We start from the raw sequence: 25,243 nt of genomic DNA, 5'->3' as shown, positions 1-25,243 counted from the left end.
GAGCCCGTGCGGACTGCTCGTCCGCACGGGCTCGACTTGCTCTCCCGCCCCACCGCATCAGCTCTTCCCGGAAGGACGAGGCAATGCTGCGACACATGCGCCGCGCCCTCGACCGCGCGCTGACCGGCCGCGAGGAGGGCTTCACGGTCATCGAGGTCATGGTCGCGATGATGGTCTTCGCGATCATCAGCGTGGGCCTCGCCTACGGCATCACGAACTCCCTGCAGACCACGCAAGCGAGCCGCGGCCGGGACATGGCCGTGTCGCTCGCGTCGCAGGACATCGACACGATGCGACAGACCGCCGCGGCGACGACGAACGGCATCTTCAGCGTCCTGAGCGCCTCCACCACCAAGAGCATCGGCGGTGTCACGTACACCGTCACGCGCACCGCCAACTGGGTCCAGAGTGACGGTGCCACCGGAGCCTGCGGATCGAGCAACGGCACGTTGGCGTACAAGAGCGTCGCCGAGACGGTCAGCTGGAACAACCCGCATGGCCCCGGCAAGCTGTCGACGACCGTGACCTCGGCCATCGCGCCGTCCGCCGCTGTCACCGATCCCGGTGATGGAACGATCATCGTCTCCGTCAGGGACGCTGCTGGCGCGGCGAATGCGGGCGTCAGCGTGTCGGCGGCGCCCGTGAGCGGGGGAACCGGCGCGGCGATCACCACCGCCCCCACCACGACCGACGCGGCGGGCTGCTGGTACGCAACGGACGTGCAGCCGGGCACGTACACGCTGACCGCGAGCACGACCGGGGGGATCGATTCCAACCAGGCTGCGACGTCCACCTGGACCATCCCCGTCATCGCAGGCGCGAGTGCGTATCAACCGATCTCGTACGACCAAGCCGCGACGATCCCCGTCAACTACGCGCAGACGTACAGCGCGACCATGGCGACGAACATGACGACGACCCTGTCGAGCAACTCCGGCGGCCTCGACACGATGACCCCGTGGTCGACCAGCGCCACCGTGACGTCGTCGACGAAGGTGTCGATGAACGTCTTCCCCTTCTCCGACGGCTACCAGATGTACGGGGGGACGTTCAACAGCAGCTCGGGTGCGAGCAGCTGCATCGACACCAACCCGACGAAGTGGACGACCCCGACCTCGGCAGGCGCCGTCGGGACCAGTGTGCCGGTGCCGGTCGTCAGCGTCAGCCCAGGGCAGACCGTGTCGCCTCCGCAGAACGTGGCACTCGGCGTCATCCAGGTGTCGGTCGCGAGCGGCTCGTACCTCAGGGCGACGACGGCGTCGAGAACCACCGCCGACGATCCCGGGTGCTCGGCCGGCATGACGCTGAACTTCCCGAAGACCACGAGTTCGACCGCAACGCTCGCGTTGCCCTTCGGGACCTGGTCGATCTCCACGACATCGGGAGCGTCCGGTGCTGTGACCGGCACCGTCGCTGGCGCGAACATCAAGAACGTCACGCCCGGTTCGGTCACCGGCAACACCGTGCTCGTCGACCCGCGAGGACAGACGAAGTGATCGGCGACATCCGGCAGCTCCACCGCGGTCAGCGCGGCATCACCCTGATCGAGCTCATCGTCGCCATGTCCGTCTCGATGATCGTCCTCACCGCGGTCGGCGGCTTCTTCGCCGCATCGCTGCACGCGAGCAAGACGGGCAGCACGGCCGAGACGAACACGCGGCAGGCGTCCAACGTCATGAACGCGCTGACCCAGTACATCCACGCCGCGACGGTCCTGCCGAAGCCGGACGGCACGTACGCGAACGCGATCACCACCGCAACGGCAACAGACCTCGCCTTCTACTCGTACGTCAACCTGACGAACGGCACGGTGGACCAGCCGGAGTACGTCGAGTTCAAGATCGACACCGCGACGGGCAACCTGGTCGAGAAGCAGTGGGACGGCTCGGCCGATACCAAGGGCTACTACAGCTTCACGACCACCGGCGCAGCCGCACGGACGGTGACGCTGGGGGGTCCCGTCGCGTCGCCGACGAGCGACGGCACGGACCTCTTCACGTACCTCGACGCGAGCGGTGCGAAGATCGCGAGTCCGATGGCGAACCCCAGCGCGGTCCGTGCGATCCAGGTGAACCTCGAGCTCGGCTCCACCAAGGCCGGCACCGCCTCGAACACCCACATCCAGAACACCCTGTACCTGTTCAACGTCGGGTACAGCACGAGCACTGCGAGTCCGGCGCCATGATGAACCGCATCGTCCGCGTGATGCGGAGCGTCGACCGCGGTGACGAGCAGGGGTTCGTCCTCGCAAACGTCATCATCTTCGGCATGATCGTCACGATGATCGTCGCCGCGATGGTCGCGCTCTCGACAGCTGGGTCGCTCAAGTCCGGGAACGACCGCAACTACCAGAACGCGGCGGCGGCAGCGTACGCGGGGCTCGCCGACTACCAGGCGAAGATCTCGAACGACAACGGCTACGCGACGTACGGCAACAAGGACGCGCAGTTCAGCAAGGACAGCGGCTCGGTGTTCCAGGGCGACAACGGCAACGTCGCGTTCACGAGCAGCGGTTCGACGTGGGCTCCGGTGGTCGGAACGACCGACGAGTTCTTCCGGTACGAGGTCGACAACTCGAAGTACGCGTCACAGGGCTTCCTCCGCGTCCGGGTGACGGGCAAGAGCGGGACGAAGACCCGGTCGCTCGTGGCCGACCTCCGCGGCGACGGCTTCATCAACTACCTGTACTTCACCCAGTACGAGTCGGCGGACAACGACATCACGGGCGACAACTGCACGAACGACTACCAGTGGCAGGCGAGGAGCAGGACCTGCGACCCCGTGCAGTTCGCCAGTGGCGACGTGCTCAACGGTGCCATCCGCTCCGACGACGACTTCACCGCCTGCGGGTCGACGTTCAACTCCTCCGTCGAGGACCACAGCGGCAAGGTCCTCGCGCCGAGCGGTTGCACGACGACGCCCAAGTACAACGGCGGCCAGCCGAGCGCCGCCGCCTACCTCGGCCTGCCGTCGCTCAACACGAACATGGCCCAGGAGGCCCGCACGGACCTGCCGACGACCGTCCCGCGCCCCGGGTGCCTGTACACCGGACCGACGAAGGTGCAGTTCAACAGCGGCGGCACCATGACGATCTGGTCCCCGTGGACGCGGTTCACGCAGGTGACCGCGACGAGCCACTCCTCGGACGCGGCAGCAGCGGATGCACTGTGTGGCAGCAGCGCCGCGCTCCAGAGCGCGAGCGGTGCGACGATCCCGACGCTCCCGACGAACCTCATGTACGTGCAGGGCGTGCCCACCACGAAGTCCGACCCGAACTACTGGGGCTCGTCGTACCCGCAGCGCTACACCAACACGTACTGCACGACCAAGGTGACCGTCAGTGGCAACTCGGTCAGCTACAGCGACAACCAGACGTTCAGTAACGGGGTCGGCTACCCGACGTCGAACGAGTGGATCGGCACCGACTCGACACCCGGGACGGCGTCGTCCGTCTACAGCTGCACCGCCGGCGACGTCTTCGTCAGCGGCAGGTTCTCGGGGCACATGACGATCGCATCGGCGGGCACGGTCTGGGTGACCGGTGACATCACCTACACCGACCCGAACGACGACATCCTCGGCCTGGTCGGGCAGAACGCGGTCGAGGTCTACAACCCGATGACGTGCTGGAACTACCAGTCGGTCTACTACCAGGGCTACGGCAACTACGTCACGTGCCGCAACGTCCAGCTCGTCCGATCCGCTGGCGCCAACCTGACGATCGACGCGGCCATCGCCAGCAACAACGGCACGTTCTACGTGCAGAACTACGACCAGGGGAGCGCGCTCGGCACCCTGACGGTGAAGGGCTCGATCGCCCAGAAGTACCGCGGCACGGTCGCGACCTCGAACAGCGGCAACGGCAAGGTGAGCACCGGCTTCACGAAGAACTACATCTACGACAACCGGCTGCTCACGACCGCGCCGCCGAAGTTCCTGCAGCCCGTGTCGACGTCCTACGGCGTCACGACGCAGGTCGAGGTCCAGCCGGCCTACAACCCGGACGGCTCGTGCGCGACGACCGGGGGGAAGTGCCGATGACGACCGCGCTCGACCTCGGCCCGCTCGTCGCGACCCTCGGCGGGGTGTTCGGGCTGCTCATCGGCTCGTTCCTCAACGTCGTCGTGTACCGGGTGCCGGCGCACGTGTCGATCATGTCGCCGCCGAGCGCGTGCCCGCGGTGCAACCATCCGATCCGCGGGTACGACAACGTCCCGGTGCTCTCGTGGCTCGTGTTGCGCGGCAGGTGTCGCGACTGCGGCGCGCCCATCTCGTCGCGGTACCCACTCGTCGAGCTCGCCACGGGCCTCCTGTTCGTCGTGGTGGCGCTCCGGTTCTGGCCGGCGACCACCGCGGGGGACCGGGTGCTCGCCGCGCACGTCGTCCTGCTGCTGGCGTTCCTCTACCTCATGGCGATCAGCGTGGCCCTGGCTCTGATCGACGTCGACACGCACACGTTGCCGAACGCCATCACCTACCCGTCGTCCGTCGTGCTCGCGGTGCTCCTGGCCGGTGCATCGGCACTGTCGGGCGACTGGGCAGCGTTCGTGCGGGGCGTCATCGGTGCCGCTGCGCTCGGGGTCCTGTACCTCGTGCTCGCCATCGCGGTGCCCGGCGGCATGGGGCTCGGCGACGTCAAACTCGCCGGGATCCTGGGCCTCGCGCTCGCGTACCTCGGATGGGGACCCCTCGCAGTGGGTGCTTTCGGCGCCTTCCTCGTCGGGGGTATCTTCGCGCTCGTCCTCGTCGCCGCGCGCCGAGCGAAGTGGCGCGGAGGGATCCCCTTCGGCCCGTCCATGCTCACCGGAGCCTGGATCGGCGTCCTCGTCGGCGCGCCCGCGTCGCACGCCTACCTGCACCTCATCGGTCTGGCCTGAGCGCCGCCCCCTACGGAGAACACACCCATGGCGAAGAGCATCGTCGGCCTGGACATCGCGGCCGCCTCGATCCGCGCGGTCGAGGTCGCCTCGGCCGACCGCGGCCGTCCGACCGTCGTCCGGTTCGCCGAGGTCCCCACGCCGGAAGGATCGGTGAGCCGGGGTGAGGTCCTCGAGGCGAACACGGTGGCCGGCGCGTTGAAGCAGTTGTGGTCCCTCGGCAAGTTCCGCTCCCGGGACGTCGTGCTCGGCATGGGGAACCAGCGTGTGCTGTCGCGTGACCTGACCGTGCCGCTCGCGCCCATCGAGCAGATCCGCGAGTCGTTGCCGTTCCAGGTCCAGGACATGCTCCCCGTGCCGGTCATCGACGCGATCCTCGACTTCTACCCGACCTCCGAGGGGATGGGGGAGAACGGACCGGTCGTCCGGGGTCTGCTCATCGCCGCGATCAAGGACGCCGTGCTGGCGAACGTCAAAGCGGTGCAACTCGCGGGCCTGAACCCGGCGGGCGTCGACCTGATCCCGTTCGCCTTGACCCGCGCCCTCGTCTCACGACCGGGTCTGGTCGGGACGGTGGCGCTCATCGAGATCGGGGCCGACACGACGAGCGTCGTCATCGCGACGGACGGCGTCCCGCAGTTCGTGCGCATCATCCCAGCAGGCGGTGCCGACGTCACACGCGCCCTCAGCGGACAGCTCGACATCGCGGCGGACGACGCCGAGGCGGTCAAGCGCCACCTCGGGATCGCGGCCGTCGCCCAGACCGCGGACGACCGTCGCGCGATCGCGGTCACGCACGAGACGATCACCGAGGTCCTCGCGAGCCTCCGTAACACGATCAACTACTTCGTCAACACCCACCCGGACCAACCCGTCGGCCACATCCTCATCGCAGGCGGAGGCGCGCGGATGCGCGGCTTCCGGGAGGCACTCGCCGACTACACCCGGATCCCCGTGTCGTACGGGCAGGCGTTCGGCGGAGTGGCGCTCGCCGGATCGATCTCGGAGCAGGACGTCGCAGAGCGCGGCGACGCGATCACGGTGGCCTTCGGGCTCGCCGTCGGAAGCAGGGCAGCATGAGCAAGGTCGAGGCGGACATCCGCAAGGAGCAGAAGCAGCGCACCTCGGTGATCGGCGGCGCCAAGGCGCCGCGCACCGGCAAGCAGTCCCGGGTCAAGGGCGGTACCGCGACGACGGGAGGCTCGGCGGCGCCGGCGACGCGGGCGGCGGTCGCGTCCTCCCTCGTCGGCCGTGAGCCCCGTGTCGACCTCCTGCCCACCGAGGTGCACCTCGACCGACGCGAGCGCGCGGTCGCGCGACGCGCGTGGCTCGGTGTCGTCGTGCTCGCCGTCGTGGTGCTCCTCGTCGCGGGCGGAGCGACGGTCGATGCCATCCGGTCGCGAACCGATCTCGCGACCGCTCAGAACGAGACGACCTCACTCCTCCTCGAGCAGCAGAAGTACGCCGAGGTCCGCACGCTCGAGGGGCAGATCGCACTGCTCGAAGCGGGTCAGACCGTCGGCGGATCGACCGAGATCGACTGGTCCTCGATGCTCGGGAACCTCGCGTCGTACCTCCCGAGCGGCGTCACGATCACGAGCATGACGATCACGTCGGCGAACGCGACGGCGCCGTTCGCGCAGAGCACCTCGCCACTCGACGGGTCGCGGGTCGCAGCCATCCAGGTCTCGGTGTCGAGCACCTCCGTGCCGTCGGTCCCGGACTGGACCGACCGGCTCTCGAAGCTCAAGGGCTACGTCGACTCCTCGATCGGGTCGATCGACCACGCGTCCGACGGCGACGCGTACACGGCGTCCATCTCGGTCGACCTGGACGAGAAGGCCTACGACGGCAAGTACACGGGGAGCAACCGATGAACAAGCACAAGCTCTCACTCGTCCTCGCGGGCGTCGCCGCGCTCGTGATCATCGCCGGTGGCTGGTTCCTCGGGGTGCAGCCGCAGCTCGCGACCGCGTCCGCGAACGACCTCCAGCGCGAGAGCATCGACGAGACGAACGCCTCGAACCGTGCGGAGCTGACGCGCCTCGAGGAGCAGTACCAGAAGCTCGGCACGATGAAGACGACGTTCGCCGACCTCCAGGAATCGGTCCCTGCGAAGGCCGACACCACGGGCTTCACGCGTGAGATCAACACCGCCGCGACCACGAGCGGCGTCGGGATCTCCTCGGTGCAGTTCGACACCCCCGTCGCGTACGCGCCGCCGGCCGCCGCCGGGGCCGGTGCCACCACGACGGGCACGAGCACCGGTTCGCCGACGGCCAGCGCGTCGGCCACCCCGTCACCGAGCGCGACGGCGACGGCGGCCCCCGCGGCCGCACCAGCGGCGACGCCCGCCCCTGGCGGCCCCACGACCGACTCGTCGATCACGAGTGCGGACTTCACGGTCGTCCCCGTGACGGTCGCGGTGACGGGTTCGTACCAGCAGGCGCTCGCCTTCACCAAGGCCCTGCAGAACGGGTCCCGGCTGTTCCTCGTCGACACCGTCTCACAGTCCCTCTCGGACACCTCGAGCGGCGGGTCCGGCGGGCAGAACTGGTCGCTCGGTGGCGAGATCTACGTCCTCAAGGCGTCGTCCGCGTCCTCGTCGTCGACCGATGCCACCTCGACACAGGCGGCTGGGTGAATCGAGCGGCGGCCTGACCTCCCCTCGCCCCCGGCACTACGCTCGTCCCATGTCCCGGTGGCTCCTCGCGACGATGACGACGGTGCTGTTCTTCGCGCTCGTCATCGCGGTCACGGGGTTCGAGAGCCTGTTCTCCGGCCTCGAGGTCATCCGCCAACCCGACGCCACCCCGTACCTCGGCCCGGCGATGGTGACGGGCGTCGCGATCGTGGTGTTCGCAGGCACGGCGGTGGGCGCGCGGAGCGGCAGTCCGGCGATGTCCGGGCTGGTGTGTGCGGCCACGGCGTACCTCGTCATGCTCGGCGTCGGGTCGGTCGGCTACGCGTTGGTCCACGGTGACGCCGCGCAGCTCGTGGTGTTCCCCGCCGGCTACGCGCTCGGCCCCTTCGTCGTGGGCACGGTCGTCATCGCGCTCGTGGTCGTGATCGCGGCGGTGCTCCTGGCCCGCCACGAGGACCGCCGCCGCCAGGAGGGCGGGCCCGGCTTCGGTACCGGGCGGTCGTGACGACCGAGGAGGCCGCCGCCGCCCACACCGTCCCGCCCGTCCCGATCCCCGGTGCCATGACGGCCGCTCCGGTCGGCCTCGCCCGGGAGCGCTCGTTCTCGGCGACGTTCGCGAGTCCGGCCGGACCGGGCAACGCGAGTGCGGGTCCGGTTCGCGTTCCCCGCGGACGGTGTCGTCACGGGCGTCACGGACGCGGGAGCGGTGTGCCGACCGACGGTGACGAACGGCACCGACGCGGGCACGGCCTCCTGAGCGGGATTGACCGCCTCTGTCACGCCGAGTAATCTTGTTCCGGTGTGCGCCGACAGCGGCGTGCCCGGAAGTCCGAACGCTCACGGAGCGGTACAGGACATGTCCGTCCCAGGCGGTACCGCGAGAGCGGTCGCCCGCCGTGGTCCGACGTTGGAATCGTCGGCCCGGTGTCGGGGTTGTACGGGAAGCGACACGGATCACCGTGTCGGGCGCCGTCCGGCCGCGGGACGAGGAAGCCGACGGATCACGTCGGCCAGGGAATCGAGCAGGAACCAGGAGCAGCAGTTGCCTACGATTCAGCAGCTGGTTCGCAAGGGCCGCGCGCCGAAGGTCGTCAAGACCAAGGCGCCCGCCCTCAAGGCGAACCCCCAGCAGCGTGGTGTGTGCACCCGCGTCTACACCACCACCCCGAAGAAGCCGAACTCGGCACTGCGCAAGGTCGCTCGTGTCAAGCTCTCGAACGGCACCGAGGTCACCGCGTACATCCCCGGTGAGGGCCACAACCTCCAGGAGCACTCGATGGTGCTCGTCCGTGGTGGTCGTGTGAAGGACCTCCCCGGTGTCCGCTACAAGATCGTCCGTGGTGCGCTCGACACCCAGGCCGTCAAGAACCGTAAGCAGGCCCGCAGCCGCTACGGCGCGAAGAAGGGTTGAGATAGATGCCTCGTAAGGGACCCGCCCCCAAGCGCCCCGTCGTCGCCGATCCGGTCTACGGCGCTCCGGTTGTCAGCCAGCTCGTCAACAAGATCCTGCTCGACGGCAAGAAGGGCCTCGCCGAGCGCATCGTCTACGGTGCACTCGAAGGCGTCGCCGCCAAGAACCAGCAGGACGCCGTCGCGACGCTCAAGAAGGCCCTCGACAACGTCCGCCCGACCCTCGAGGTCCGCAGCCGCCGCGTCGGTGGTTCGACCTACCAGGTGCCGGTCGAGGTCAAGCCGCACCGTGCGAACACGCTCGCGCTCCGCTGGCTCACCTCGTACGCCAAGGCCCGTCGCGAGAAGACGATGACCGAGCGTCTCATGAACGAGATCCTCGACGCGTCGAACGGTCTGGGTGCCGCGGTCAAGCGCCGCGAGGACACCCACAAGATGGCCGAGTCGAACAAGGCCTTCGCGCACTACCGCTGGTAACACTCCCGGCCCCATCGGGGGTGCCGGCGACATGATCCCGGCGCCCCCATGGGCGCTGTCGACTCCCACAACTACTCGGAGGAACCCTGTGGCACAGGACGTGCTCACCGACCTGAACAAGGTCCGCAACATCGGCATCATGGCGCACATCGATGCCGGCAAGACCACCACCACCGAGCGCATCCTGTTCTACACGGGCATCACCCACAAGATCGGGGAGGTCCACGACGGGGCCGCCACGATGGACTGGATGGCGCAGGAGCAGGAGCGCGGCATCACGATCACGTCGGCCGCGACGACGTGCTTCTGGAACAAGAACCAGATCAACATCATCGACACGCCTGGTCACGTCGACTTCACCGTCGAGGTGGAGCGTTCGCTCCGCGTCCTCGACGGCGCCGTCGCCGTGTTCGACGGCAAGGAGGGCGTCGAGCCCCAGTCGGAGACCGTCTGGCGTCAGGCCGACAAGTACGACGTGCCCCGCATCTGCTTCGTCAACAAGATGGACAAGCTCGGCGCGGACTTCTACTTCACGGTGGACACGATCATCAACCGCCTCGGCGCGGAGCCGCTCGTGATCCAGCTCCCGATCGGTGCCGAGAGCACGTTCGAGGGTGTCGTGGACCTCGTCGAGATGCGGGCGCTCACCTGGCGCGGTGACGCCAAGGGTGACGTCCAGATGGGCGCGCACTACGAGATCGAGGAGATCCCGGCCGACCTCAAGGACAAGGCCGACGAGTACCGCGCGAAGCTGATCGAGCGCGTCGCCGAGACCGACGACGCCCTGCTCGAGAAGTACTTCGGTGGCGAGGACCTCTCCGTCGACGAGATCAAGGGCGCCATCCGCAAGCTCACGGTCAACAGCGAGGTCTACCCGGTCCTCTGTGGTTCGGCGTTCAAGAACCGCGGTGTGCAGCCGATGCTCGACGCGGTCATCGACTACCTGCCGAGCCCGCTCGACGTCCCGGCGGTCGAGGGCCACGACGTGAAGAACGAGGAGACCATCCTCACCCGTCACGCCGACTCGACCGAGCCCTTCTCCGCCCTCGCGTTCAAGGTCGCGGTGCACCCGTTCTTCGGTCGCCTCACCTACGTCCGCGTGTACTCGGGCTCCATCGAGTCCGGGTCGCAGGTCATCAACTCGACCAAGGGCAAGAAGGAGCGCATCGGCAAGATCTTCCAGATGCACTCCAACAAGGAGAACCCGGTCGACAGCGTGACCGCGGGCCACATCTACGCGGTGATCGGCCTCAAGGACACGACGACCGGTGACACCCTGTGCGACCCGGACAACCAGATCGTCCTCGAGTCGATGACGTTCCCGGAGCCGGTCATCGAGGTCGCGATCGAGCCGAAGACCAAGCAGGACCAGGAGAAGCTCTCCACCGCCATTCAGAAGCTGGCGGAGGAGGACCCGACGTTCCGGGTCGAGCTCAACGCGGAGACCGGTCAGACGGTCATCAAGGGCATGGGCGAGCTCCACCTCGACATCCTCGTCGACCGCATGAAGCGCGAGTTCAAGGTCGAGGCGAACGTCGGCAAGCCGCAGGTCGCGTACCGCGAGACCCTGCGCAAGCCGGTCGAGCGGTACGACTACACCCACAAGAAGCAGACCGGTGGTTCCGGCCAGTTCGCGAAGGTGCAGATCGCGCTCGAGCCGATGGAGGTCACGGCCGAGAAGGTCTACGAGTTCGAGAACAAGGTCACGGGTGGCCGCGTTCCCCGCGAGTACATCCCCTCGGTCGACGCCGGCATCCAGGACGCCATGCAGGTCGGCATCCTCGCGGGCTTCCCGACGGTCGGCGTCAAGGCGACGCTCCTCGACGGTGCCGCGCACGACGTCGACTCGTCCGAGATGGCGTTCAAGATCGCCGGTTCGATGGCCTACAAGGAGGCTGCGCGCAAGGCGAACCCCGTCCTGCTCGAGCCGCTCATGGCCGTCGAGGTCCGCACCCCCGAGGAGTACATGGGCGACGTCATCGGCGACCTGAACTCCCGTCGTGGGCAGATCTCGTCGATGGAGGACGCCTCGGGCGTCAAGGTGGTCCGCGCGAGCGTGCCGCTGTCCGAGATGTTCGGCTACGTCGGCGACCTCCGGTCGAAGACGTCGGGCCGCGCCGTCTACTCGATGGTGTTCGACTCCTACGCCGAGGTCCCCCGGGCCGTGGCGGACGAGATCGTGCAGAAGAGCAAGGGGGAGTGACGCCCTCGGCGTGACTCCCCAGGCGAGGGGGTCGGCAGCGGCCCCCTCGCCACCAAGTACAGTAGTTCCACACCAACACGCAGCGCCGCCGGACGTGAACCGGGGGTCCTGCATCCGAGTCCTGAGGAGGACCCACAGTGGCTAAGGCCAAGTTCGAGCGGACCAAGCCGCACGTCAACATCGGAACCATCGGGCACGTCGACCACGGCAAGACGACGCTCACCGCGGCGATCACCAAGGTCCTGCACGACAAGTACCCGGAGCTGAACACGGCCTCGGCGTTCGACCAGATCGACAACGCGCCTGAGGAGAAGCAGCGCGGTATCACGATCAACATCTCGCACGTCGAGTACCAGACCGAGAAGCGCCACTACGCGCACGTCGACGCCCCGGGCCACGCGGACTACGTGAAGAACATGATCACGGGTGCGGCGCAGATGGACGGCGCGATCCTCGTGGTCGCCGCCACCGACGGCCCGATGCCGCAGACGCGTGAGCACGTGCTGCTCGCCCGTCAGGTCGGTGTCCCCTACATCGTCGTGGCCCTCAACAAGGCCGACATGGTGGACGACGAGGAGATCCTGGAGCTCGTCGAGCTCGAGGTCCGCGAGCTCCTCTCGAGCCAGGAGTTCGACGGCGACAACGCCCCGATCGTCCGCGTCTCGGCGCTCCAGGCGCTCGAGGGTGACGAGAAGTGGGCCGCGACGGTCGCCGACCTCATGGACGCCGTCGACGAGAACGTGCCGGACCCGGTGCGCGCCACCGACCAGCCGTTCCTGATGCCGATCGAGGACGTCTTCACGATCACCGGTCGTGGCACCGTCGTCACCGGTCGTGTCGAGCGTGGCACGCTCAAGGTGAACGAGGAGGTCGAGATCGTCGGCATCCGCGCGACGCAGAAGACCACCGTCACGGGCATCGAGATGTTCCGCAAGCTGCTCGACTCCGCCGAGGCCGGTGACAACACGGGTCTGCTCCTCCGCGGCACCAAGCGCGAGGACGTCGAGCGCGGCCAGGTCGTCGTGAAGCCGGGTTCGGTCACGCCGCACACCGAGTTCTCCGCGAACGTCTACATCCTGTCGAAGGACGAGGGTGGTCGTCACAACCCGTTCTACGGGAACTACCGCCCGCAGTTCTACTTCCGCACCACGGACGTCACCGGCGTCATCACGCTGCCCGAGGGCACCGAGATGGTCATGCCCGGCGACACCACCTCCATCACGGTCGAGCTGATCCAGCCGATCGCCATGGAGGAGGGCCTCCGCTTCGCCATCCGTGAGGGTGGTCGTACGGTCGGCGCCGGTACGGTCGAGAAGATCATCAAGTAACTCCGGTTGCTGCGACAAGGGGTCGGACCTTCGGGTCCGGCCCCTTTCGTCGTTCCCGGACGGGACGTGGTGTCCCCGGGCGGGACGTGGTGTCCCCGGGCGGGACGTGGCGTCCCCGGGGGCGTGACGTGGCGGTCCCTGGGCGGGACGTGGCGTCCCTGGGCATGACGGGGCGGGACGAGGCAGGGCGCGACGTGCGCGAGCCCACCGCGAGCCGGGAGGACCGTGGGCACCTCGGTGGGTCATCGGCGGGGATGCCGGTGTTGACTGGTCGCATGACACGTCTGCGCCGTTCGAGGACGACGGGACGCGGATTCCACCGGGTCCGATCCGGCAAGGGGTTCTCCTACCGCGATCCCGACGGTGGTACCGTCCACGACGCCGACCTCCGCCACCGGTTCGACGAGCTGGTGATCCCGCCCGCGTGGAACGACGTGTGGATCTCGCCGTACGAGAACGGACACATCCTCGCGACGGGCATCGACGGCGCCGGTCGGCGCCAGTACATGTACCACCCGGGTTGGCGCGAGCGGATGGACAAGATCAAGTACGACCGGGCGCTCGCCCTCGCCGAGTCGCTCCCGTCCGCTCGACGGATGGTGACCATGGACCTCCGCCGACCGGACCCGGACCTCCGACGTGCGCAGGCCGCGGCCTTCCGGATGCTCGACCAGGGGTCGCTCCGGGTCGGCTCGGAGCGGTACGCGCTCGAGCACGGGAGCCACGGCCTGTCGACGCTGCTGTGTTCCCACGCGCACATCTCGGGCGACGACATCGAGCTCGGGTTCCCGGGCAAGAGCGGGCAGGAGTGGTCTTCCACCATCCACGACCACGACCTCGCGCGGGTGCTCGTCGGCATGAAGCGTCGGGGCGGGAACGCGCGACTGCTCTCGTTCCGCGACGAGCCCGGTGCCGAGTGGCGTCCGCTGTCGGCCGAGCTCATCAACGAGTACGTCAAGGAGCGCGCCGGCGACGACTTCACGGCGAAGGACTTCCGGACGCTGCACGGTACGGTCGCCGCGGCCGTGGACCTGGCGAAGACGGGGCCCCAGTCGTCCGACGCCAAGCGCAAGAAGGCGATATCGCATGCGGTGAAGGCCGCGTCCGACGTGCTCGGCAACACCCCGACCGTGGCGCGGCAAAGCTACATCGACCCGCGCGTGATCGACGCGTACAACCACGGCGAGACGATCGATCCCGCCCGGTTGGCCTCTGCGGAGTCCGAGGTCCGCGCGCTGCTCTACCGCGACTGAATGACGTACCGTTGATGCACGTGCCGACCGTTCGGGCGTCGGCACGGAGAGGCCAGCGTGACCGACGAGTGCATCCACGGTTTCCCCGTCGAGCTCTGTGACATCTGCACCCCACGGCAGCGGGCGGAACCGGTCGTCGCACCGACCCGCGCCCCGCGGCGTGCCCGTCCGGTCTCGCTCCGGTCGGACGGTCCGTCGGACGCGCCCCGGGCCTCCCGGAGTGCGACCCGGACCGCGGCCCCGGTGGCGGCGGAGCCCCAGGTCCGCCCGTTCGCGTCGATGCGCGCGCACCACTGGACCCATCGCGACAACCTCGCGGCCATCGTCGCCGAGGGTGCGCTGCTGGCCGCGTCGTCGGTGGTCCCCGAGTTCGACGTCAGCGCGGCGGAGGTCCGCGCGGCCCGAGCGGCCGCGGCCACCCCGGACGGCGGGTCCGTCGCGGACCACGTCCCCTTCGTGCTCACCCCGGAGGCCCTGACCTGGCAGTCGCTGCGCACCGGCGCCGAGGACGACCGGTGGTCCGACGCGGCACGTCGCAGTCGTCCGGTCGACTACGTCATGCTGGTCGTGCCGACCGTCGCGTTCGGGGCGTCGGTCATCGTGACGGATCTCGACGCGGAGGACCCCGCGGCGCGCTCGGCCGTCGGCCCGGAGGCCGCGGGCACCCTGCTCCGACGCGCTTCGCTCCAGGACCCCGAGTTGCAGCGCGTCGAGCTGCTGGCGGGTCCGCGTGTGCCGTTCTCGGCCGTCGCGGTCGTCGGCGTGCCGAACGACCGCGTCCGCGACGACGTCCGCTCGGTCCTGGCGGAGGCCGGCGGCCACGCCCCGCGCGTCGCGGTGTTCCCGCCCTGGTTCCGTCCGACCGTCTGACGTCCGGCGGGCGGTCGCCGGACTCCCGACGGGAGGCCCGTCACCAGGTCGCCCCGGACCGCCCGTCCGCCGCTCCTCGAGCCCCCCGACGGCGTGGATCGCACGCGACACGCCCGGGTTGCACGAGTGCGGAGGACATGCGAGACTTGTCCGGTTCCAAATTCCGCGGACACACGTGTCCGCCGGGTCACTGCCCAGGCAGTGCACAGGCCCCGCCCTCCGGGTGGCTGCGCCTGGGCCGCAGGCAGCAAGAACACCACATCGACTCCACACCTGGAACGCACGGGACACCCGTGTGCTCCGCGGAGGCGATACGGGTCCGACCGGAACGGTCGAAATCCCCCTCCTGCGGAGTGGGTTCTCGACCGGCCCGGGAGGGCAGTTGACAGGAGAACAGCGGTCATGGCCGGCGGGAGTGATCCCGACGGTGACGTGCCGGTGATCTAGGCAAACAGCCTGCCCGACGAGGCAGGCGGCGTCAGGCGGCCCACGCGGTGCGCGGCGCAGAGAGGAACGAGAGAGACATGGCGGGACAGAAGATCCGCATCCGGCTCAAGTCGTACGACCACGAGGTCATCGACACGTCGGCCCGGAAGATCGTCGACACGGTGACCCGTGCCGGTGCGACCGTGGTCGGCCCGGTGCCGCTCCCCACCGAGAAGAACGTGGTCGTCGTGATCCGTTCTCCCCACAAGTACAAGGACTCGCGCGAGCACTTCGAGAAGCGCACGCACAAGCGGGTCATCGACATCATCGACCCGACGCCGAAGGCCGTCGACTCGCTCATGCGTCTCGACCTGCCCGCAGACGTCAACATCGAGATCAAGCTGTAAGGGGGCGACAACGATGGCCATCGCAACCAAGACCGTCAAGGGCCTGCTCGGCAAGAAGCTCGGCATGACCCAGGTGTGGGACGAGAACAACAAGCTCATCCCCGTCACCGTCGTCGAGATCACCCCGAACGTCGTGACCCAGATCCGCACCGCCGAGAAGGACGGCTACCAGGCCGTCCAGATCGCCGCTGGCGCGATCGACCCCCGCAAGGTCAACAAGCCCTCCGCCGGGCACTTCGAGGCCGCCGGTGTCACGCCGCGCCGCCACCTCACCGAGATCCGCACCGCTGACGCCGGCGAGTACGCGCTCGGCCAGGAGCTCGCCGTCGACATGTTCGAGGCCGGCCAGAAGGTCGACGTCGTCGGCACCAGCAAGGGCAAGGGCTTCGCCGGTGTCATGAAGCGCCACAACTTCAAGGGTGTCTCCGCCTCGCACGGTGCGCACCGCAACCACCGCAAGCCCGGTTCGATCGGTGCTTCGTCGACCCCGTCGCGCGTCTTCAAGGGCATGCGCATGGCCGGTCGCATGGGTGGGGAGCGCGTCACCGTCCTCAACCTCACGGTGCACGCCGTGGACGCCGAGAAGAACCTGCTGCTCGTCAAGGGCGCGGTCCCCGGTGCTCGCGGTCGCATCGTCTTCGTCCGCACCGCCGTGAAGGGTAAGTGAGCATGGCCACCACGACTGCAACCACGATCGACGTGCTCGACGCGTCGGGCGCCCAGGCCGGCACGGTCGAGCTCCCCGCCGAGATCTTCGACGTCGAGACCAACGTCCCGCTGATCCACCAGGTCGTCGTCGCGCAGCTCGCCGCCGCGCGTCAGGGCACCCACAAGACCAAGCGCCGCGGCGAGGTCTCCGGTGCCGGCCGCAAGCCCTTCAAGCAGAAGGGCACCGGCCGCGCGCGTCAGGGCTCGATCCGCGCCCCGCAGATGACCGGCGGTGGGATCGTCCACGGACCCGTGCCGCGCGACTACGCGCAGCGCACCCCCAAGAAGATGATCGCCAAGGCGCTGCTCGGTTCGCTCTCGGACCGCGCTCGCGGTGGGCGGATCCACGCGGTCGAGGCCTTCCTCGACGCCGAGGTCCCCTCGACCAAGAGCGTCCGCACGCTCCTCGCGAAGATCGCCCCGTCGAAGCACGTCCTCGTCGTGCTCGAGTCGACGGACGAGGTCGCGCTCAAGAGCGTCCGGAACCTGCCCAACGTCCACGCGCTCACGTACGGCCAGCTGAACGCCTACGACGTCCTCGTGAGCGACGACGTGGTCTTCAGCAAGAGCGCCCTCGACGCCTTCGTCGCGTCGAAGACCGCGAAGGAGAACAACGCATGAGCGGCTTCAACAAGGACCCGCGCGACATCATCATCGCGCCGGTCGTGTCGGAGAAGAGCTACGGCCTCATCGACCAGGGCAAGTACACGTTCCTCGTGGACCCGCGCGCGAACAAGACCGAGATCAAGCTCGCCATCGAGAAGATCTTCGACGTCAAGGTCGCGGGCATCAACACCCTGAACCGTCCGGGCAAGACTCGTCGTACGCGGTTCGGCATCGGCAAGCGCAAGGACACCAAGCGCGCCATCGTCACGCTCAAGTCCGGTTCGATCGACATCTTCACGGCTGTCGGCTGAGGACCGGAAGGGATACATCATGGCTATTCGTAACTACAAGCCCACGACCCCGGGTCGTCGCGGCTCCTCCGTCGCCGACTTCGCCGAGATCACGCGTTCGACCCCGGAGAAGTCGCTCCTGCGTCCGCTCCCGAAGACCGGTGGCCGCAACAGCTCCGGCCGGATCACGACGCGTCACATCGGTGGTGGCCACAAGCGCCAGTACCGGGTCATCGACTTCCGTCGGAACGACAAGGACGGCGTCGACGCCAAGGTCGCGCACATCGAGTACGACCCGAACCGCACCGCGCGCATCGCGCTGCTGCACTTCGTGGACGGCACCAAGCGCTACATCCTCGCGCCGAACCGCCTGAAGCAGGGCGACGTCGTCGAGTCGGGTGCCGGCGCCGACATCAAGCCGGGCAACAACCTGCCGCTCCGCAACATCCCCGTCGGTACGGTCGTGCACGCGATCGAGCTCCGTCCGGGTGGTGGCGCCAAGCTCGCCCGTTCCGCGGGTGCCTCGGTGCGCCTCGTGGCGAAGGACGGCCCCTACGCGCAGCTCCGCCTGCCGTCGGGCGAGGTCCGCAACGTCGACGCGCGCTGCCGCGCGACGATCGGCGAGGTCGGCAACGCCGAGCAGTCGAACATCAACTGGGGCAAGGCCGGCCGCATGCGCTGGAAGGGCGTCCGCCCGACCGTGCGTGGTGTCGCGATGAACCCGATCGACCACCCGCACGGTGGTGGTGAGGGCAAGACCTCCGGTGGTCGCCACCCGGTCAGCCCGTGGGGCCAGCCGGAGGGCCGGACGCGCAAGCCGAACAAGCCGAGCGACCAGCTCATCGTCCGTCGCCGCACCGCCGGTAAGAAGCGCAAGTAGGAGTTGTAGAAGATGCCACGCAGTCTGAAGAAGGGCCCCTTCGTCGACGAGCACCTGCTTCGCAAGGTGGTCGTCCAGAACGAGGCCAACACGAAGAACGTGATCCGCACGTGGTCGCGTCGCTCGATGATCGTTCCGAACATGCTCGGGCACACGATCGCCGTGCACGACGGCCGCAAGCACATCCCGGTGTTCGTCACCGAGTCGATGGTCGGTCACAAGCTCGGCGAGTTCGCGCCGACCCGCACCTTCCGTGGTCACGTGAAGGACGACAAGAAGGGCCGTCGCCGCTAACGCGGGGACGCTGAAGGAGGAACGAAATGGTGGAGTCGATCGCACGCGTGCGACACATCCGCGTCACGCCTCAGAAGGCCCGTCGCGTCATCGAGCTGATCCGCGGCAAGCAGGCCCACGAGGCCCTCGCCATCCTGAAGTTCGCCCCGCAGGGCGCTTCCGAGCCGGTCTACAAGCTGGTCGCCTCGGCGATCGCGAACGCCCGGGTCAAGGCGGACCAGACGAACAGCTTCCTCGACGAGCGCGACCTCTACGTGAGCCGCGTCTTCGTCGACGAGGGCACGACCCTGAAGCGGTTCCAGCCGCGTGCCCAGGGGCGAGCCTTCCGCATCAACAAGCGCACCAGCCACATCACGGTCGTCCTCGCGACGCCGGACGAGGTCGAGGCGGCCGCTACCAGCAAGAAGGCGAGCAAGTAATGGGCCAGAAGGTCAACCCGTACGGCTTCCGTCTCGGGATCACGACGGATCACGTGTCGCACTGGTTCTCGGACAGCACCAAGAAGGGCCAGCGGTACAGCGACTACGTCGCCGAGGACGTCCGCATCCGTCAGATGCTGACCAAGTCCCTCGACCGCGCCGGCGTCGCCCGCATCGAGCTCGAGCGCACCCGTGACCGCGTCCGCGTGGACATCCACACGGCCCGTCCTGGCATCGTCATCGGCCGCCGTGGCGCCGAGGCCGAGCGCATCCGCGGCGACCTCGAGAAGCTCACGGGCAAGCAGATCCAGCTGAACATCCTCGAGGTCAAGAACCCCGAGACCGAGGCGCAGCTCGTCGCCCAGGGCATCGCGGAGCAGCTCAGCGCTCGTGTCGCGTTCCGTCGCGCCATGCGCAAGGGCCTCCAGGGCGCCCAGCGCGCTGGCGCCAAGGGCGTCCGGATCCAGGTGTCGGGTCGTCTCGGCGGCGCCGAGATGAGCCGTTCGGAGTTCTACCGCGAGGGCCGCGTGCCCCTGCACACGCTCCGCGCCAACATCGACTACGGCTTCTACGAGGCCCGCACGACCTTCGGTCGGATCGGTGTGAAGGTCTGGATCTACAAGGGCGACATCACCAACAAGGAGCTCGCTCGCGAGCAGGCGAACCAGCGTTCGTCGCGCCCGGAGCGTCGTGACGGCGGCCGTGGCGGTCGTGGCGGCCGTGACGGCGCCCCCCGCGGCGACCGTCGCGAGCAGCAGGCTCCGCAGGAGGCGCCGGCCGGCGCAGGAGTTGAGGCGTAACCATGCTTATCCCCCGTCGAGTCAAGCACCGCAAGCAGCACCACCCCACGCGTCGCGGCCAGGCGACCGGCGGCACCAAGGTGTCGTTCGGTGACTTCGGTATCCAGGCCCTGACCCCCGCCTACGTGACGAACCGCCAGATCGAGTCCGCTCGTATCGCCATGACGCGTCACATCAAGCGTGGCGGCAAGGTGTGGATCAACATCTACCCGGACCGTCCGCTCACGAAGAAGCCCGCCGAGACCCGCATGGGTTCCGGTAAGGGTTCGCCCGAGTGGTGGGTCGCGAACGTCAAGCCGGGACGCGTGCTCTTCGAGCTCTCCGGCGTGAGCGAGGACATCGCCCGCGAGGCGATGACCCGTGCAATCCACAAGCTGCCCCTCAAGGCACGCATCATCAAGCGCGAGGAGGGCGACGCATAATGGCGATCGGTTCCAAGGAGCTCCGTCCGTCGGAGCTCGACACCTTCGAGGACGAGCGTCTCGCTGACGAGCTGAAGAAGGCCAAGGAAGAGCTGTTCAACCTGCGCTTCCAGTCGGCCACCGGCCAGCTCGAGAGCCACGGCCGCCTCCGTGCCGTCAAGCGCGACATCGCCCGCATCTACACGGTGCTGCGCGAGCGCGAGCTCGGCATCCGTGCCACCCCGACCCCGGTCGAGGCGAGCACCACCACGACCAAGAAGTCGTCCCGCAAGAAGGCCGACGCGGCCGAGGCCACGACGACCGACACCGCTGCATCGACCAGCACCGAGGAGAAGTGATGGCCACCGAGAAGCAGGCCACCGAGGTCGACGCCGCGACCACCGCGCGCGGCTACCGCAAGACGCGTCGTGGCTACGTCACGAGCGACAAGATGGACAAGACGATCGTCGTCGAGGTCGAGGACCGCGTGAAGCACCCCCTCTACGGCAAGGTCATCCGTCGCACCTCCAAGGTGAAGGCCCACGACGAGCAGGGCGCCGCCGGCATCGGCGACCTGGTCCTCATCAGCGAGACCCGTCCCCTCAGCGCCACCAAGCGCTGGCGCCTGGTCGAGATCCTCGAGAAGGCCAAGTAAGCCCCCGGGCCTACTTGCGGAATAGGAGACAGCAGTGATTCAGCAGGAATCCCGCCTGAAGGTCGCCGACAACACCGGAGCCAAGGAGATCCTGGCCATCCGCGTGCTCGGTGGCTCGGGTCGTCGCTATGCCGGCCTCGGTGACGTGATCGTCGCGACCGTGAAGGACGCGATCCCGGGCGGCAACGTCAAGAAGGGTGACGTCGTCAAGGCCGTCATCGTTCGCACCAAGAAGGAGACCCGTCGTCAGGACGGCTCCTACATCAAGTTCGACGAGAACGCCGCGGTGATCCTCAAGGCGGACGGCGACCCCCGGGGCACCCGCATCTTCGGGCCGGTCGGTCGCGAGCTCCGCGACAAGAAGTTCATGAAGATCATCTCGCTGGCACCGGAGGTCATCTAGTCATGGCGAACATCAAGAAGGGCGACCTGGTCCAGGTGATCTCGGGCCCGTCGCAGGCGCGCGGCGGCGACCGCGGCAAGCAGGGCAAGGTCATCGAGGTGCTCCCCGACGAGCAGCGTGTCGTCGTCGAGGGCGTGAACTTCGTCAAGAAGCACGTCCGCGTCGGTCAGACCCAGCGCGGCTCGAAGACCGGTGGCATCGAGACCCACGAGGCCCCGATCCACGTGTCCAACGTGGCCGTGGTCGACCCGAAGACCAAGAAGCCGACCCGTGTCGGTCACCGCACCGAGACGGTCGAGAAGGACGGCGTCACCAAGACCGTCCGCGTCCGTTACGCCAAGAAGTCGGGGGAGGACCTCTGATGAGCGACACCACTACGGCGCCGGCCGAGGCCGCGTCCAGCGAGAAGGTCCAGCCGCGGCTGAAGCAGAAGTACAAGAACGAGATCGCCGCGGCGCTCACCGAGCAGTTCGGCTACACGAACGTCCACCAGGTCCCCGGCCTGGTCAAGGTCGTCGTGAACACCGGTGTCGGCGAGGCCGCTCGTGACTCGAAGGTCATCGACGGTGCGGTGCGCGACCTCACGGCCATCACCGGCCAGAAGCCGCAGGTCACGAAGGCCCGCAAGTCCATCGCGCAGTTCAAGCTGCGCGAGGGCCAGCCCATCGGCGCGCACGTCACCCTCCGCGGTGACCGCGCGTGGGAGTTCCTCGACCGCCTGCTGTCGCTGGCACTGCCTCGCATCCGCGACTTCCGCGGTCTGAGCGACCGCCAGTTCGACGGCAACGGCAACTACACCTTCGGTCTCACGGAGCAGAGCGTGTTCCACGAGATCGACCAGGACCGCATCGACCGCGTCCGTGGCTTCGACATCACCGTCGTCACCACGGCCAAGACGGACGACGAGGGCCGCGCGCTGCTCCGCCAGCTCGGCTTCCCGTTCCGTTCCACCGAGCAGACGGTCTAAGATCGTTCGGACGGCCGGGCCGGAGGGGCGCCCCCTCCGGCCCGCCGCACGAGCACCGAGACGTCGGGGAATCGCCCTGACGTCGCCCGATCACACAGGTCGGCATCCGTGGAACGGGTGTCGAAACCGGGTGAGAACAGGATGAACCAACCATGACGATGACCGATCCGGTCGCAGACATGCTGACGAGATTGCGCAACGCGAACTCGGCGCACCACGACGCCGTCTCGCTGCCCAGCTCGAAGCTGAAGACCCACATCGCCGAGATCCTCAAGCGCGAGGGTTACATCAGCGAGTGGCGTGTGGAGGATGCCCGCGTGGGGCAGACCCTCACCATCGACCTCAAGTACGGCCCCGAGCGCGAGCGCTCCATCGCCGGCATCAAGCGCGTCTCCAAGCCCGGTCTCCGGGTCTACGCCAAGTCGACGGAGATCCCCCAGGTCCTCGGTGGCCTCGGCGTGGCGATCCTGTCGACCTCCTCCGGTCTCCTCACGGACCGCGAGGCCGAGCAGAAGGGCGTGGGTGGGGAAGTCCTCGCCTACGTGTGGTGATCGACCATGTCTCGTATCGGACGTCTTCCCATCGACATCCCCGCCGGCGTCACCGTGACGGTCGACGGCGCGAACGTCGCCGTCAAGGGGCCGAAGGGTGAGCTCGCGCTCACCGTCGCCAGCCCCATCGCGGTCGCGATCGAGGACAACCAGATCCTCGTCACCCGCCCGGACGACGAGCGCACCTCGCGTTCGCTGCACGGCCTGACCCGGACGCTGATCGCCAACCAGATCACCGGCGTGACCCAGGGCTACTCCAAGGGCCTCGAGGTCGTCGGGACCGGCTACCGCGTCCAGGCACGCGGCACGAGCGTCGAGTTCGCACTCGGCTACTCGCACCCCATCACGGTCGAGCCGCCCGCGGGCATCAGCTTCACCGTCGAGGGCAACAACCGACTCACCGTGAACGGCATCGACAAGCAGGCCGTCGGTGAGGTCGCCGCAAACATCCGCAAGCTTCGCAAGCCCGAGCCGTACAAGGGCAAGGGCGTTCGCTACGCCGGCGAGGTCGTCCGCCGCAAGGCCGGAAAGTCAGGTAAGTGATCATGGCTCTCGGAACTCGAGGAGCGAGCAAGTCGGCCGCCAAGGCGCGCCGTCACAGCCGCCTCCGCAAGAAGATCACCGGCACCGAGACGCGTCCGCGTCTGGTCGTCACCCGCTCGTCGCGTCACGTGTTCGTGCAGGTCATCGACGACACCAAGGGCCACACCGTCGCCAGCGCGTCGACCATGGAGGCGGACCTCCGCAGCCTGGATGGCGACAAGACCGCGAAGTCGCGTCGCGTCGGCGAGCTCGTCGCCGAGCGCGCGAAGGCCGCGGGTGTCGAGGCGGTCGTGTTCGACCGCGGTGGCAGCAAGTACGCCGGTCGCGTCGCCGCGATCGCCGAAGGCGCCCGTGAAGGAGGGCTGAACCTGTGAGCGACACCGCGAGCAGCACCAATCAGGAAGCACCGGTCGAGAAGCCGGTCGAGACCGCAGCCGGCTCCGCGTCGGCGAACCGCGAGAACACGGGCCCCGAGCGCGGACGCCGTGGTGGGGGTCGTGACCGCCAGCAGGGTGGTCGCGGCGACCGCAACAACCGCGCCGCCGAGAGCCAGTTCCTCGAGCGCGTCGTGACGATCAACCGTGTGTCGAAGGTCGTCAAGGGTGGTCGTCGCTTCAGCTTCACCGCGCTCGTCGTGGTGGGTGACGGCAACGGACTCGTCGGCGTCGGCTACGGCAAGGCCCGCGAGGTCCCGACCGCGATCTCCAAGGGCGTCGAGGAGGCGAAGAAGAACTTCTTCCGCGTCCCGCGCGTCGGCAACACGATCCCGCACCCCGTGCAGGGTGAGGCCGCCGCTGGCGTCGTGCTCCTCCGCCCGGCCGCTGCCGGTACCGGCGTCATCGCCGGTGGTCCGGTGCGCGCCGTCCTGGAGTGCGCCGGCATCCACGACGTCCTGAGCAAGTCGCTCGGGTCGTCCAACACCATCAACATCGTGCACGCGACCGTCACGGCGCTGCAGCAGCTCGAGGAGCCCCGTGCGGTCGCAAGCCGCCGTGGCCTCGACGTCGACCGGGTCGTCCCGGGTCGTCTGCTGCGTGCCGAGGCCGCCGCCCGCACGGCTGCGACCGAGAAGGCAGGTGCCTGATGGCCGGCAAGATCAAGGTCACCCAGATCAAGTCCGTTATCAGCGAGAAGCAGTACCAGCGCGAGACCCTGCGCAGCCTGGGCCTCAAGCGCATCGGCCAGTCGGTCGAGCGTGAGGACAACGCCCAGAACCGCGGGTACGTCGCGACGGTCGCGCACCTCGTGAAGGTCGAGGAGATCAACGCATGAGCGACGAAACGCCCAAGGCCGGACAGGCCGGCAACACCGAGGGCCGCGTGCAGGTCCTCAAGGTCCACCACCTCCGTCCCGCTGCTGGCTCGAAGAAGGACCGGACCCGCGTCGGACGCGGTGAGGGCTCGAAGGGCAAGACGGCCGGACGTGGCACCAAGGGCACGAAGGCCCGCTACTCGGTCAAGGCCGGGTTCGAGGGTGGGCAGATGCCGCTGCACATGCGCACCCCGAAGCTCCGCGGGTTCAAGAACCCGTTCCGCGTGGAGTACCAGGTCGTGAACCTCGACAAGCTCGGCGAGCTCTACCCGCAGGGCGGTGACGTCACCGTGAGTGACCTCGTCGCCAAGGGTGCGGTCCGCAAGAACGAGAAGGTCAAGGTCCTCGGCCAGGGCGACATCAGCGTGGCGCTCAACATCACGGTCGACAAGGTCTCCGGCTCCGCCGAGGAGAAGATCGTGGCGGCGGGCGGCACCGTCTCCAAGTAGTACCTGACCGGCGGTCCGAGCACAGCTCGGGCCGCCGGTTCGGCATCGCTTGACGCGATCCGAGATGCTCG

The 25,243-nt window shown here is 68.3% G+C and carries 34 protein-coding genes; all 34 read left to right on the top strand.

Annotated features, from left to right (window positions below):
• Positions 1–83: 83 nt before the first annotated feature.
• The 34 genes from DEI81_RS07325 to rplO all read left to right on the top strand — a co-directional run bounded on the left by DEI81_RS07325 (position 84) and on the right by rplO (position 25,172).
• Positions 84–1,496, top strand: coding sequence for a prepilin-type N-terminal cleavage/methylation domain-containing protein (locus DEI81_RS07325; protein WP_111009874.1), 1,413 nt, complete (start codon positions 84–86; stop codon positions 1,494–1,496).
• Complete coding sequence (locus DEI81_RS16190) at positions 1,493–2,185, top strand: PilW family protein (protein WP_181435340.1); 693 nt, start codon at positions 1,493–1,495, stop codon at positions 2,183–2,185. The genes DEI81_RS07325 and DEI81_RS16190 overlap by 4 nt, the downstream gene beginning before the upstream one ends.
• Positions 2,182–4,041, top strand: coding sequence for a hypothetical protein (locus DEI81_RS07315; protein WP_111009872.1), 1,860 nt, complete (start codon positions 2,182–2,184; stop codon positions 4,039–4,041). Before DEI81_RS16190 ends, DEI81_RS07315 begins: the two co-directional genes overlap by 4 nt.
• Positions 4,038–4,877 carry an A24 family peptidase gene (locus tag DEI81_RS07310; protein WP_111009910.1) on the top strand — a complete coding sequence of 280 codons (840 nt, stop codon included), beginning with the start codon at positions 4,038–4,040 and terminating at the stop codon, positions 4,875–4,877. Before DEI81_RS07315 ends, DEI81_RS07310 begins: the two co-directional genes overlap by 4 nt.
• A gap of 27 nt (positions 4,878–4,904) precedes the next feature.
• Complete coding sequence (gene pilM / locus DEI81_RS07305) at positions 4,905–5,957, top strand: type IV pilus assembly protein PilM (protein ID WP_111009871.1); 1,053 nt, start codon at positions 4,905–4,907, stop codon at positions 5,955–5,957.
• Entirely contained in the window at positions 5,954–6,754 is an 801-nt protein-coding gene (locus DEI81_RS07300) for a hypothetical protein (RefSeq protein WP_111009870.1), read from the top strand. Before pilM ends, DEI81_RS07300 begins: the two co-directional genes overlap by 4 nt.
• Complete coding sequence (locus DEI81_RS07295; protein WP_111009868.1) at positions 6,751–7,521, top strand: hypothetical protein; 771 nt, start codon at positions 6,751–6,753, stop codon at positions 7,519–7,521. The genes DEI81_RS07300 and DEI81_RS07295 overlap by 4 nt, the downstream gene beginning before the upstream one ends.
• Before the next feature lie 49 nt (positions 7,522–7,570).
• Positions 7,571–8,026: a DUF6121 family protein gene (locus DEI81_RS07290; protein ID WP_111009866.1), complete on the top strand. Its 456-nt coding sequence runs from the start codon at positions 7,571–7,573 to the stop codon at positions 8,024–8,026.
• 537 nt (positions 8,027–8,563) lie between these two features.
• The gene (gene rpsL, locus DEI81_RS07285; protein ID WP_111009864.1) at positions 8,564–8,932 is read left to right on the top strand and encodes a 30S ribosomal protein S12; all 369 of its coding nucleotides are present in this window, start codon (positions 8,564–8,566) and stop codon (positions 8,930–8,932) included.
• Positions 8,933–8,937: 5 nt separating this feature from the next.
• Positions 8,938–9,408, top strand: coding sequence for a 30S ribosomal protein S7 (gene rpsG / locus DEI81_RS07280; RefSeq protein WP_111009862.1), 471 nt, complete (start codon positions 8,938–8,940; stop codon positions 9,406–9,408).
• An 88-nt stretch (positions 9,409–9,496) separates the two neighbouring features.
• On the top strand, positions 9,497–11,611 hold the full coding sequence (gene fusA, locus DEI81_RS07275) for an elongation factor G (protein ID WP_111009860.1): 2,115 nt from the start codon (positions 9,497–9,499) through the stop codon (positions 11,609–11,611).
• 137 nt (positions 11,612–11,748) lie between these two features.
• The gene (gene tuf / locus DEI81_RS07270) at positions 11,749–12,939 is read left to right on the top strand and encodes an elongation factor Tu (RefSeq protein ID WP_111009858.1); all 1,191 of its coding nucleotides are present in this window, start codon (positions 11,749–11,751) and stop codon (positions 12,937–12,939) included.
• Positions 12,940–13,214: 275 nt separating this feature from the next.
• A complete protein-coding gene (locus DEI81_RS07265; RefSeq protein WP_111009909.1) occupies positions 13,215–14,192 on the top strand; it encodes a DNA topoisomerase IB in 978 nt (325 codons plus the stop codon).
• A 57-nt stretch (positions 14,193–14,249) separates the two neighbouring features.
• The gene (locus DEI81_RS07260) at positions 14,250–15,062 is read left to right on the top strand and encodes a DarT ssDNA thymidine ADP-ribosyltransferase family protein (RefSeq protein WP_111009856.1); all 813 of its coding nucleotides are present in this window, start codon (positions 14,250–14,252) and stop codon (positions 15,060–15,062) included.
• 524 nt (positions 15,063–15,586) lie between these two features.
• Positions 15,587–15,895, top strand: coding sequence for a 30S ribosomal protein S10 (gene rpsJ / locus DEI81_RS07255; RefSeq protein WP_111009854.1), 309 nt, complete (start codon positions 15,587–15,589; stop codon positions 15,893–15,895).
• Positions 15,896–15,908: 13 nt separating this feature from the next.
• Positions 15,909–16,562: a 50S ribosomal protein L3 gene (rplC, locus tag DEI81_RS07250; protein WP_111009852.1), complete on the top strand. Its 654-nt coding sequence runs from the start codon at positions 15,909–15,911 to the stop codon at positions 16,560–16,562.
• A 2-nt stretch (positions 16,563–16,564) separates the two neighbouring features.
• On the top strand, positions 16,565–17,224 hold the full coding sequence (gene rplD / locus DEI81_RS07245) for a 50S ribosomal protein L4 (RefSeq protein WP_111009851.1): 660 nt from the start codon (positions 16,565–16,567) through the stop codon (positions 17,222–17,224).
• Complete coding sequence (rplW, locus tag DEI81_RS07240; RefSeq protein WP_111009849.1) at positions 17,221–17,520, top strand: 50S ribosomal protein L23; 300 nt, start codon at positions 17,221–17,223, stop codon at positions 17,518–17,520. Before rplD ends, rplW begins: the two co-directional genes overlap by 4 nt.
• A gap of 19 nt (positions 17,521–17,539) precedes the next feature.
• Complete coding sequence (gene rplB, locus DEI81_RS07235; RefSeq protein ID WP_111009847.1) at positions 17,540–18,379, top strand: 50S ribosomal protein L2; 840 nt, start codon at positions 17,540–17,542, stop codon at positions 18,377–18,379.
• Between the two features lie 12 nt (positions 18,380–18,391).
• A complete protein-coding gene (rpsS, locus tag DEI81_RS07230) occupies positions 18,392–18,673 on the top strand; it encodes a 30S ribosomal protein S19 (RefSeq protein WP_111009845.1) in 282 nt (93 codons plus the stop codon).
• A 26-nt stretch (positions 18,674–18,699) separates the two neighbouring features.
• Positions 18,700–19,092, top strand: a complete 393-nt coding sequence (gene rplV, locus DEI81_RS07225) for a 50S ribosomal protein L22 (RefSeq protein WP_111009843.1) — start codon at positions 18,700–18,702, stop codon at positions 19,090–19,092.
• A complete protein-coding gene (gene rpsC / locus DEI81_RS07220; protein WP_111009841.1) occupies positions 19,092–19,892 on the top strand; it encodes a 30S ribosomal protein S3 in 801 nt (266 codons plus the stop codon). The genes rplV and rpsC overlap by 1 nt, the downstream gene beginning before the upstream one ends.
• Positions 19,893–19,894: 2 nt before the next feature.
• Positions 19,895–20,314: a 50S ribosomal protein L16 gene (gene rplP / locus DEI81_RS07215; RefSeq protein WP_111009840.1), complete on the top strand. Its 420-nt coding sequence runs from the start codon at positions 19,895–19,897 to the stop codon at positions 20,312–20,314.
• Entirely contained in the window at positions 20,314–20,652 is a 339-nt protein-coding gene (gene rpmC / locus DEI81_RS16660) for a 50S ribosomal protein L29 (RefSeq protein WP_111009839.1), read from the top strand. Before rplP ends, rpmC begins: the two co-directional genes overlap by 1 nt.
• Complete coding sequence (gene rpsQ / locus DEI81_RS07205) at positions 20,652–20,948, top strand: 30S ribosomal protein S17 (RefSeq protein WP_111009838.1); 297 nt, start codon at positions 20,652–20,654, stop codon at positions 20,946–20,948. Before rpmC ends, rpsQ begins: the two co-directional genes overlap by 1 nt.
• A gap of 34 nt (positions 20,949–20,982) precedes the next feature.
• Positions 20,983–21,351 (top strand): 50S ribosomal protein L14, encoded by a 369-nt coding sequence (gene rplN, locus DEI81_RS07200; protein ID WP_066517778.1) that lies wholly within the window; start codon positions 20,983–20,985, stop codon positions 21,349–21,351.
• 2 nt (positions 21,352–21,353) lie between these two features.
• Entirely contained in the window at positions 21,354–21,713 is a 360-nt protein-coding gene (rplX, locus tag DEI81_RS07195) for a 50S ribosomal protein L24 (RefSeq protein ID WP_111009837.1), read from the top strand.
• Positions 21,713–22,318 carry a 50S ribosomal protein L5 gene (rplE, locus tag DEI81_RS07190; RefSeq protein WP_111009836.1) on the top strand — a complete coding sequence of 202 codons (606 nt, stop codon included), beginning with the start codon at positions 21,713–21,715 and terminating at the stop codon, positions 22,316–22,318. The genes rplX and rplE overlap by 1 nt, the downstream gene beginning before the upstream one ends.
• Positions 22,319–22,470: 152 nt before the next feature.
• Positions 22,471–22,869 carry a 30S ribosomal protein S8 gene (gene rpsH / locus DEI81_RS07185; protein ID WP_111009835.1) on the top strand — a complete coding sequence of 133 codons (399 nt, stop codon included), beginning with the start codon at positions 22,471–22,473 and terminating at the stop codon, positions 22,867–22,869.
• A gap of 6 nt (positions 22,870–22,875) precedes the next feature.
• Positions 22,876–23,412 (top strand): 50S ribosomal protein L6, encoded by a 537-nt coding sequence (rplF, locus tag DEI81_RS07180; RefSeq protein WP_111009834.1) that lies wholly within the window; start codon positions 22,876–22,878, stop codon positions 23,410–23,412.
• A gap of 2 nt (positions 23,413–23,414) precedes the next feature.
• A complete protein-coding gene (gene rplR, locus DEI81_RS07175; protein ID WP_111009833.1) occupies positions 23,415–23,786 on the top strand; it encodes a 50S ribosomal protein L18 in 372 nt (123 codons plus the stop codon).
• On the top strand, positions 23,783–24,496 hold the full coding sequence (gene rpsE / locus DEI81_RS07170) for a 30S ribosomal protein S5 (protein WP_111009832.1): 714 nt from the start codon (positions 23,783–23,785) through the stop codon (positions 24,494–24,496). The genes rplR and rpsE overlap by 4 nt, the downstream gene beginning before the upstream one ends.
• Positions 24,496–24,684: a 50S ribosomal protein L30 gene (gene rpmD, locus DEI81_RS07165; protein WP_111009831.1), complete on the top strand. Its 189-nt coding sequence runs from the start codon at positions 24,496–24,498 to the stop codon at positions 24,682–24,684. Before rpsE ends, rpmD begins: the two co-directional genes overlap by 1 nt.
• Complete coding sequence (rplO, locus tag DEI81_RS07160) at positions 24,681–25,172, top strand: 50S ribosomal protein L15 (RefSeq protein WP_111009830.1); 492 nt, start codon at positions 24,681–24,683, stop codon at positions 25,170–25,172. The genes rpmD and rplO overlap by 4 nt, the downstream gene beginning before the upstream one ends.
• Positions 25,173–25,243: the final 71 nt, after the last annotated feature.

The organism is Curtobacterium sp. MCBD17_013 (genome assembly GCF_003234565.1).
Classification (GTDB): Bacteria; Actinomycetota; Actinomycetes; order Actinomycetales; family Microbacteriaceae; genus Curtobacterium.
This window is presented reverse-complemented; position numbering and strand designations above follow the sequence as displayed.

Excerpts from the sequence above, each read along its gene's own strand:
- DEI81_RS07325 (WP_111009874.1), top strand. The coding sequence starts at position 84 with ATGCTGCGACACATGCGCCGCGCCCTCGACCGCGCGCTGACCGGCCGC.
- DEI81_RS07315 (WP_111009872.1), top strand. The coding sequence starts at position 2,182 with ATGATGAACCGCATCGTCCGCGTGATGCGGAGCGTCGACCGCGGTGAC.
- DEI81_RS07310 (WP_111009910.1), top strand. The coding sequence starts at position 4,038 with ATGACGACCGCGCTCGACCTCGGCCCGCTCGTCGCGACCCTCGGCGGG.
- pilM (WP_111009871.1), top strand. The coding sequence starts at position 4,905 with ATGGCGAAGAGCATCGTCGGCCTGGACATCGCGGCCGCCTCGATCCGC.
- DEI81_RS07300 (WP_111009870.1), top strand. The coding sequence starts at position 5,954 with ATGAGCAAGGTCGAGGCGGACATCCGCAAGGAGCAGAAGCAGCGCACC.
- DEI81_RS07295 (WP_111009868.1), top strand. The coding sequence starts at position 6,751 with ATGAACAAGCACAAGCTCTCACTCGTCCTCGCGGGCGTCGCCGCGCTC.
- DEI81_RS07290 (WP_111009866.1), top strand. The coding sequence starts at position 7,571 with ATGTCCCGGTGGCTCCTCGCGACGATGACGACGGTGCTGTTCTTCGCG.
- rpsG (WP_111009862.1), top strand. The coding sequence starts at position 8,938 with ATGCCTCGTAAGGGACCCGCCCCCAAGCGCCCCGTCGTCGCCGATCCG.
- DEI81_RS07265 (WP_111009909.1), top strand. The coding sequence starts at position 13,215 with ATGACACGTCTGCGCCGTTCGAGGACGACGGGACGCGGATTCCACCGG.
- rpsJ (WP_111009854.1), top strand. The coding sequence starts at position 15,587 with ATGGCGGGACAGAAGATCCGCATCCGGCTCAAGTCGTACGACCACGAG.
- rplC (WP_111009852.1), top strand. The coding sequence starts at position 15,909 with ATGGCCATCGCAACCAAGACCGTCAAGGGCCTGCTCGGCAAGAAGCTC.
- rplD (WP_111009851.1), top strand. The coding sequence starts at position 16,565 with ATGGCCACCACGACTGCAACCACGATCGACGTGCTCGACGCGTCGGGC.
- rplW (WP_111009849.1), top strand. The coding sequence starts at position 17,221 with ATGAGCGGCTTCAACAAGGACCCGCGCGACATCATCATCGCGCCGGTC.
- rplB (WP_111009847.1), top strand. The coding sequence starts at position 17,540 with ATGGCTATTCGTAACTACAAGCCCACGACCCCGGGTCGTCGCGGCTCC.
- rpsS (WP_111009845.1), top strand. The coding sequence starts at position 18,392 with ATGCCACGCAGTCTGAAGAAGGGCCCCTTCGTCGACGAGCACCTGCTT.
- rplV (WP_111009843.1), top strand. The coding sequence starts at position 18,700 with ATGGTGGAGTCGATCGCACGCGTGCGACACATCCGCGTCACGCCTCAG.
- rpsC (WP_111009841.1), top strand. The coding sequence starts at position 19,092 with ATGGGCCAGAAGGTCAACCCGTACGGCTTCCGTCTCGGGATCACGACG.
- rplP (WP_111009840.1), top strand. The coding sequence starts at position 19,895 with ATGCTTATCCCCCGTCGAGTCAAGCACCGCAAGCAGCACCACCCCACG.
- rpmC (WP_111009839.1), top strand. The coding sequence starts at position 20,314 with ATGGCGATCGGTTCCAAGGAGCTCCGTCCGTCGGAGCTCGACACCTTC.
- rpsQ (WP_111009838.1), top strand. The coding sequence starts at position 20,652 with ATGGCCACCGAGAAGCAGGCCACCGAGGTCGACGCCGCGACCACCGCG.
- rplX (WP_111009837.1), top strand. The coding sequence starts at position 21,354 with ATGGCGAACATCAAGAAGGGCGACCTGGTCCAGGTGATCTCGGGCCCG.
- rplE (WP_111009836.1), top strand. The coding sequence starts at position 21,713 with ATGAGCGACACCACTACGGCGCCGGCCGAGGCCGCGTCCAGCGAGAAG.
- rpsH (WP_111009835.1), top strand. The coding sequence starts at position 22,471 with ATGACGATGACCGATCCGGTCGCAGACATGCTGACGAGATTGCGCAAC.
- rplF (WP_111009834.1), top strand. The coding sequence starts at position 22,876 with ATGTCTCGTATCGGACGTCTTCCCATCGACATCCCCGCCGGCGTCACC.
- rplR (WP_111009833.1), top strand. The coding sequence starts at position 23,415 with ATGGCTCTCGGAACTCGAGGAGCGAGCAAGTCGGCCGCCAAGGCGCGC.
- rpmD (WP_111009831.1), top strand. The coding sequence starts at position 24,496 with ATGGCCGGCAAGATCAAGGTCACCCAGATCAAGTCCGTTATCAGCGAG.
- rplO (WP_111009830.1), top strand. The coding sequence starts at position 24,681 with ATGAGCGACGAAACGCCCAAGGCCGGACAGGCCGGCAACACCGAGGGC.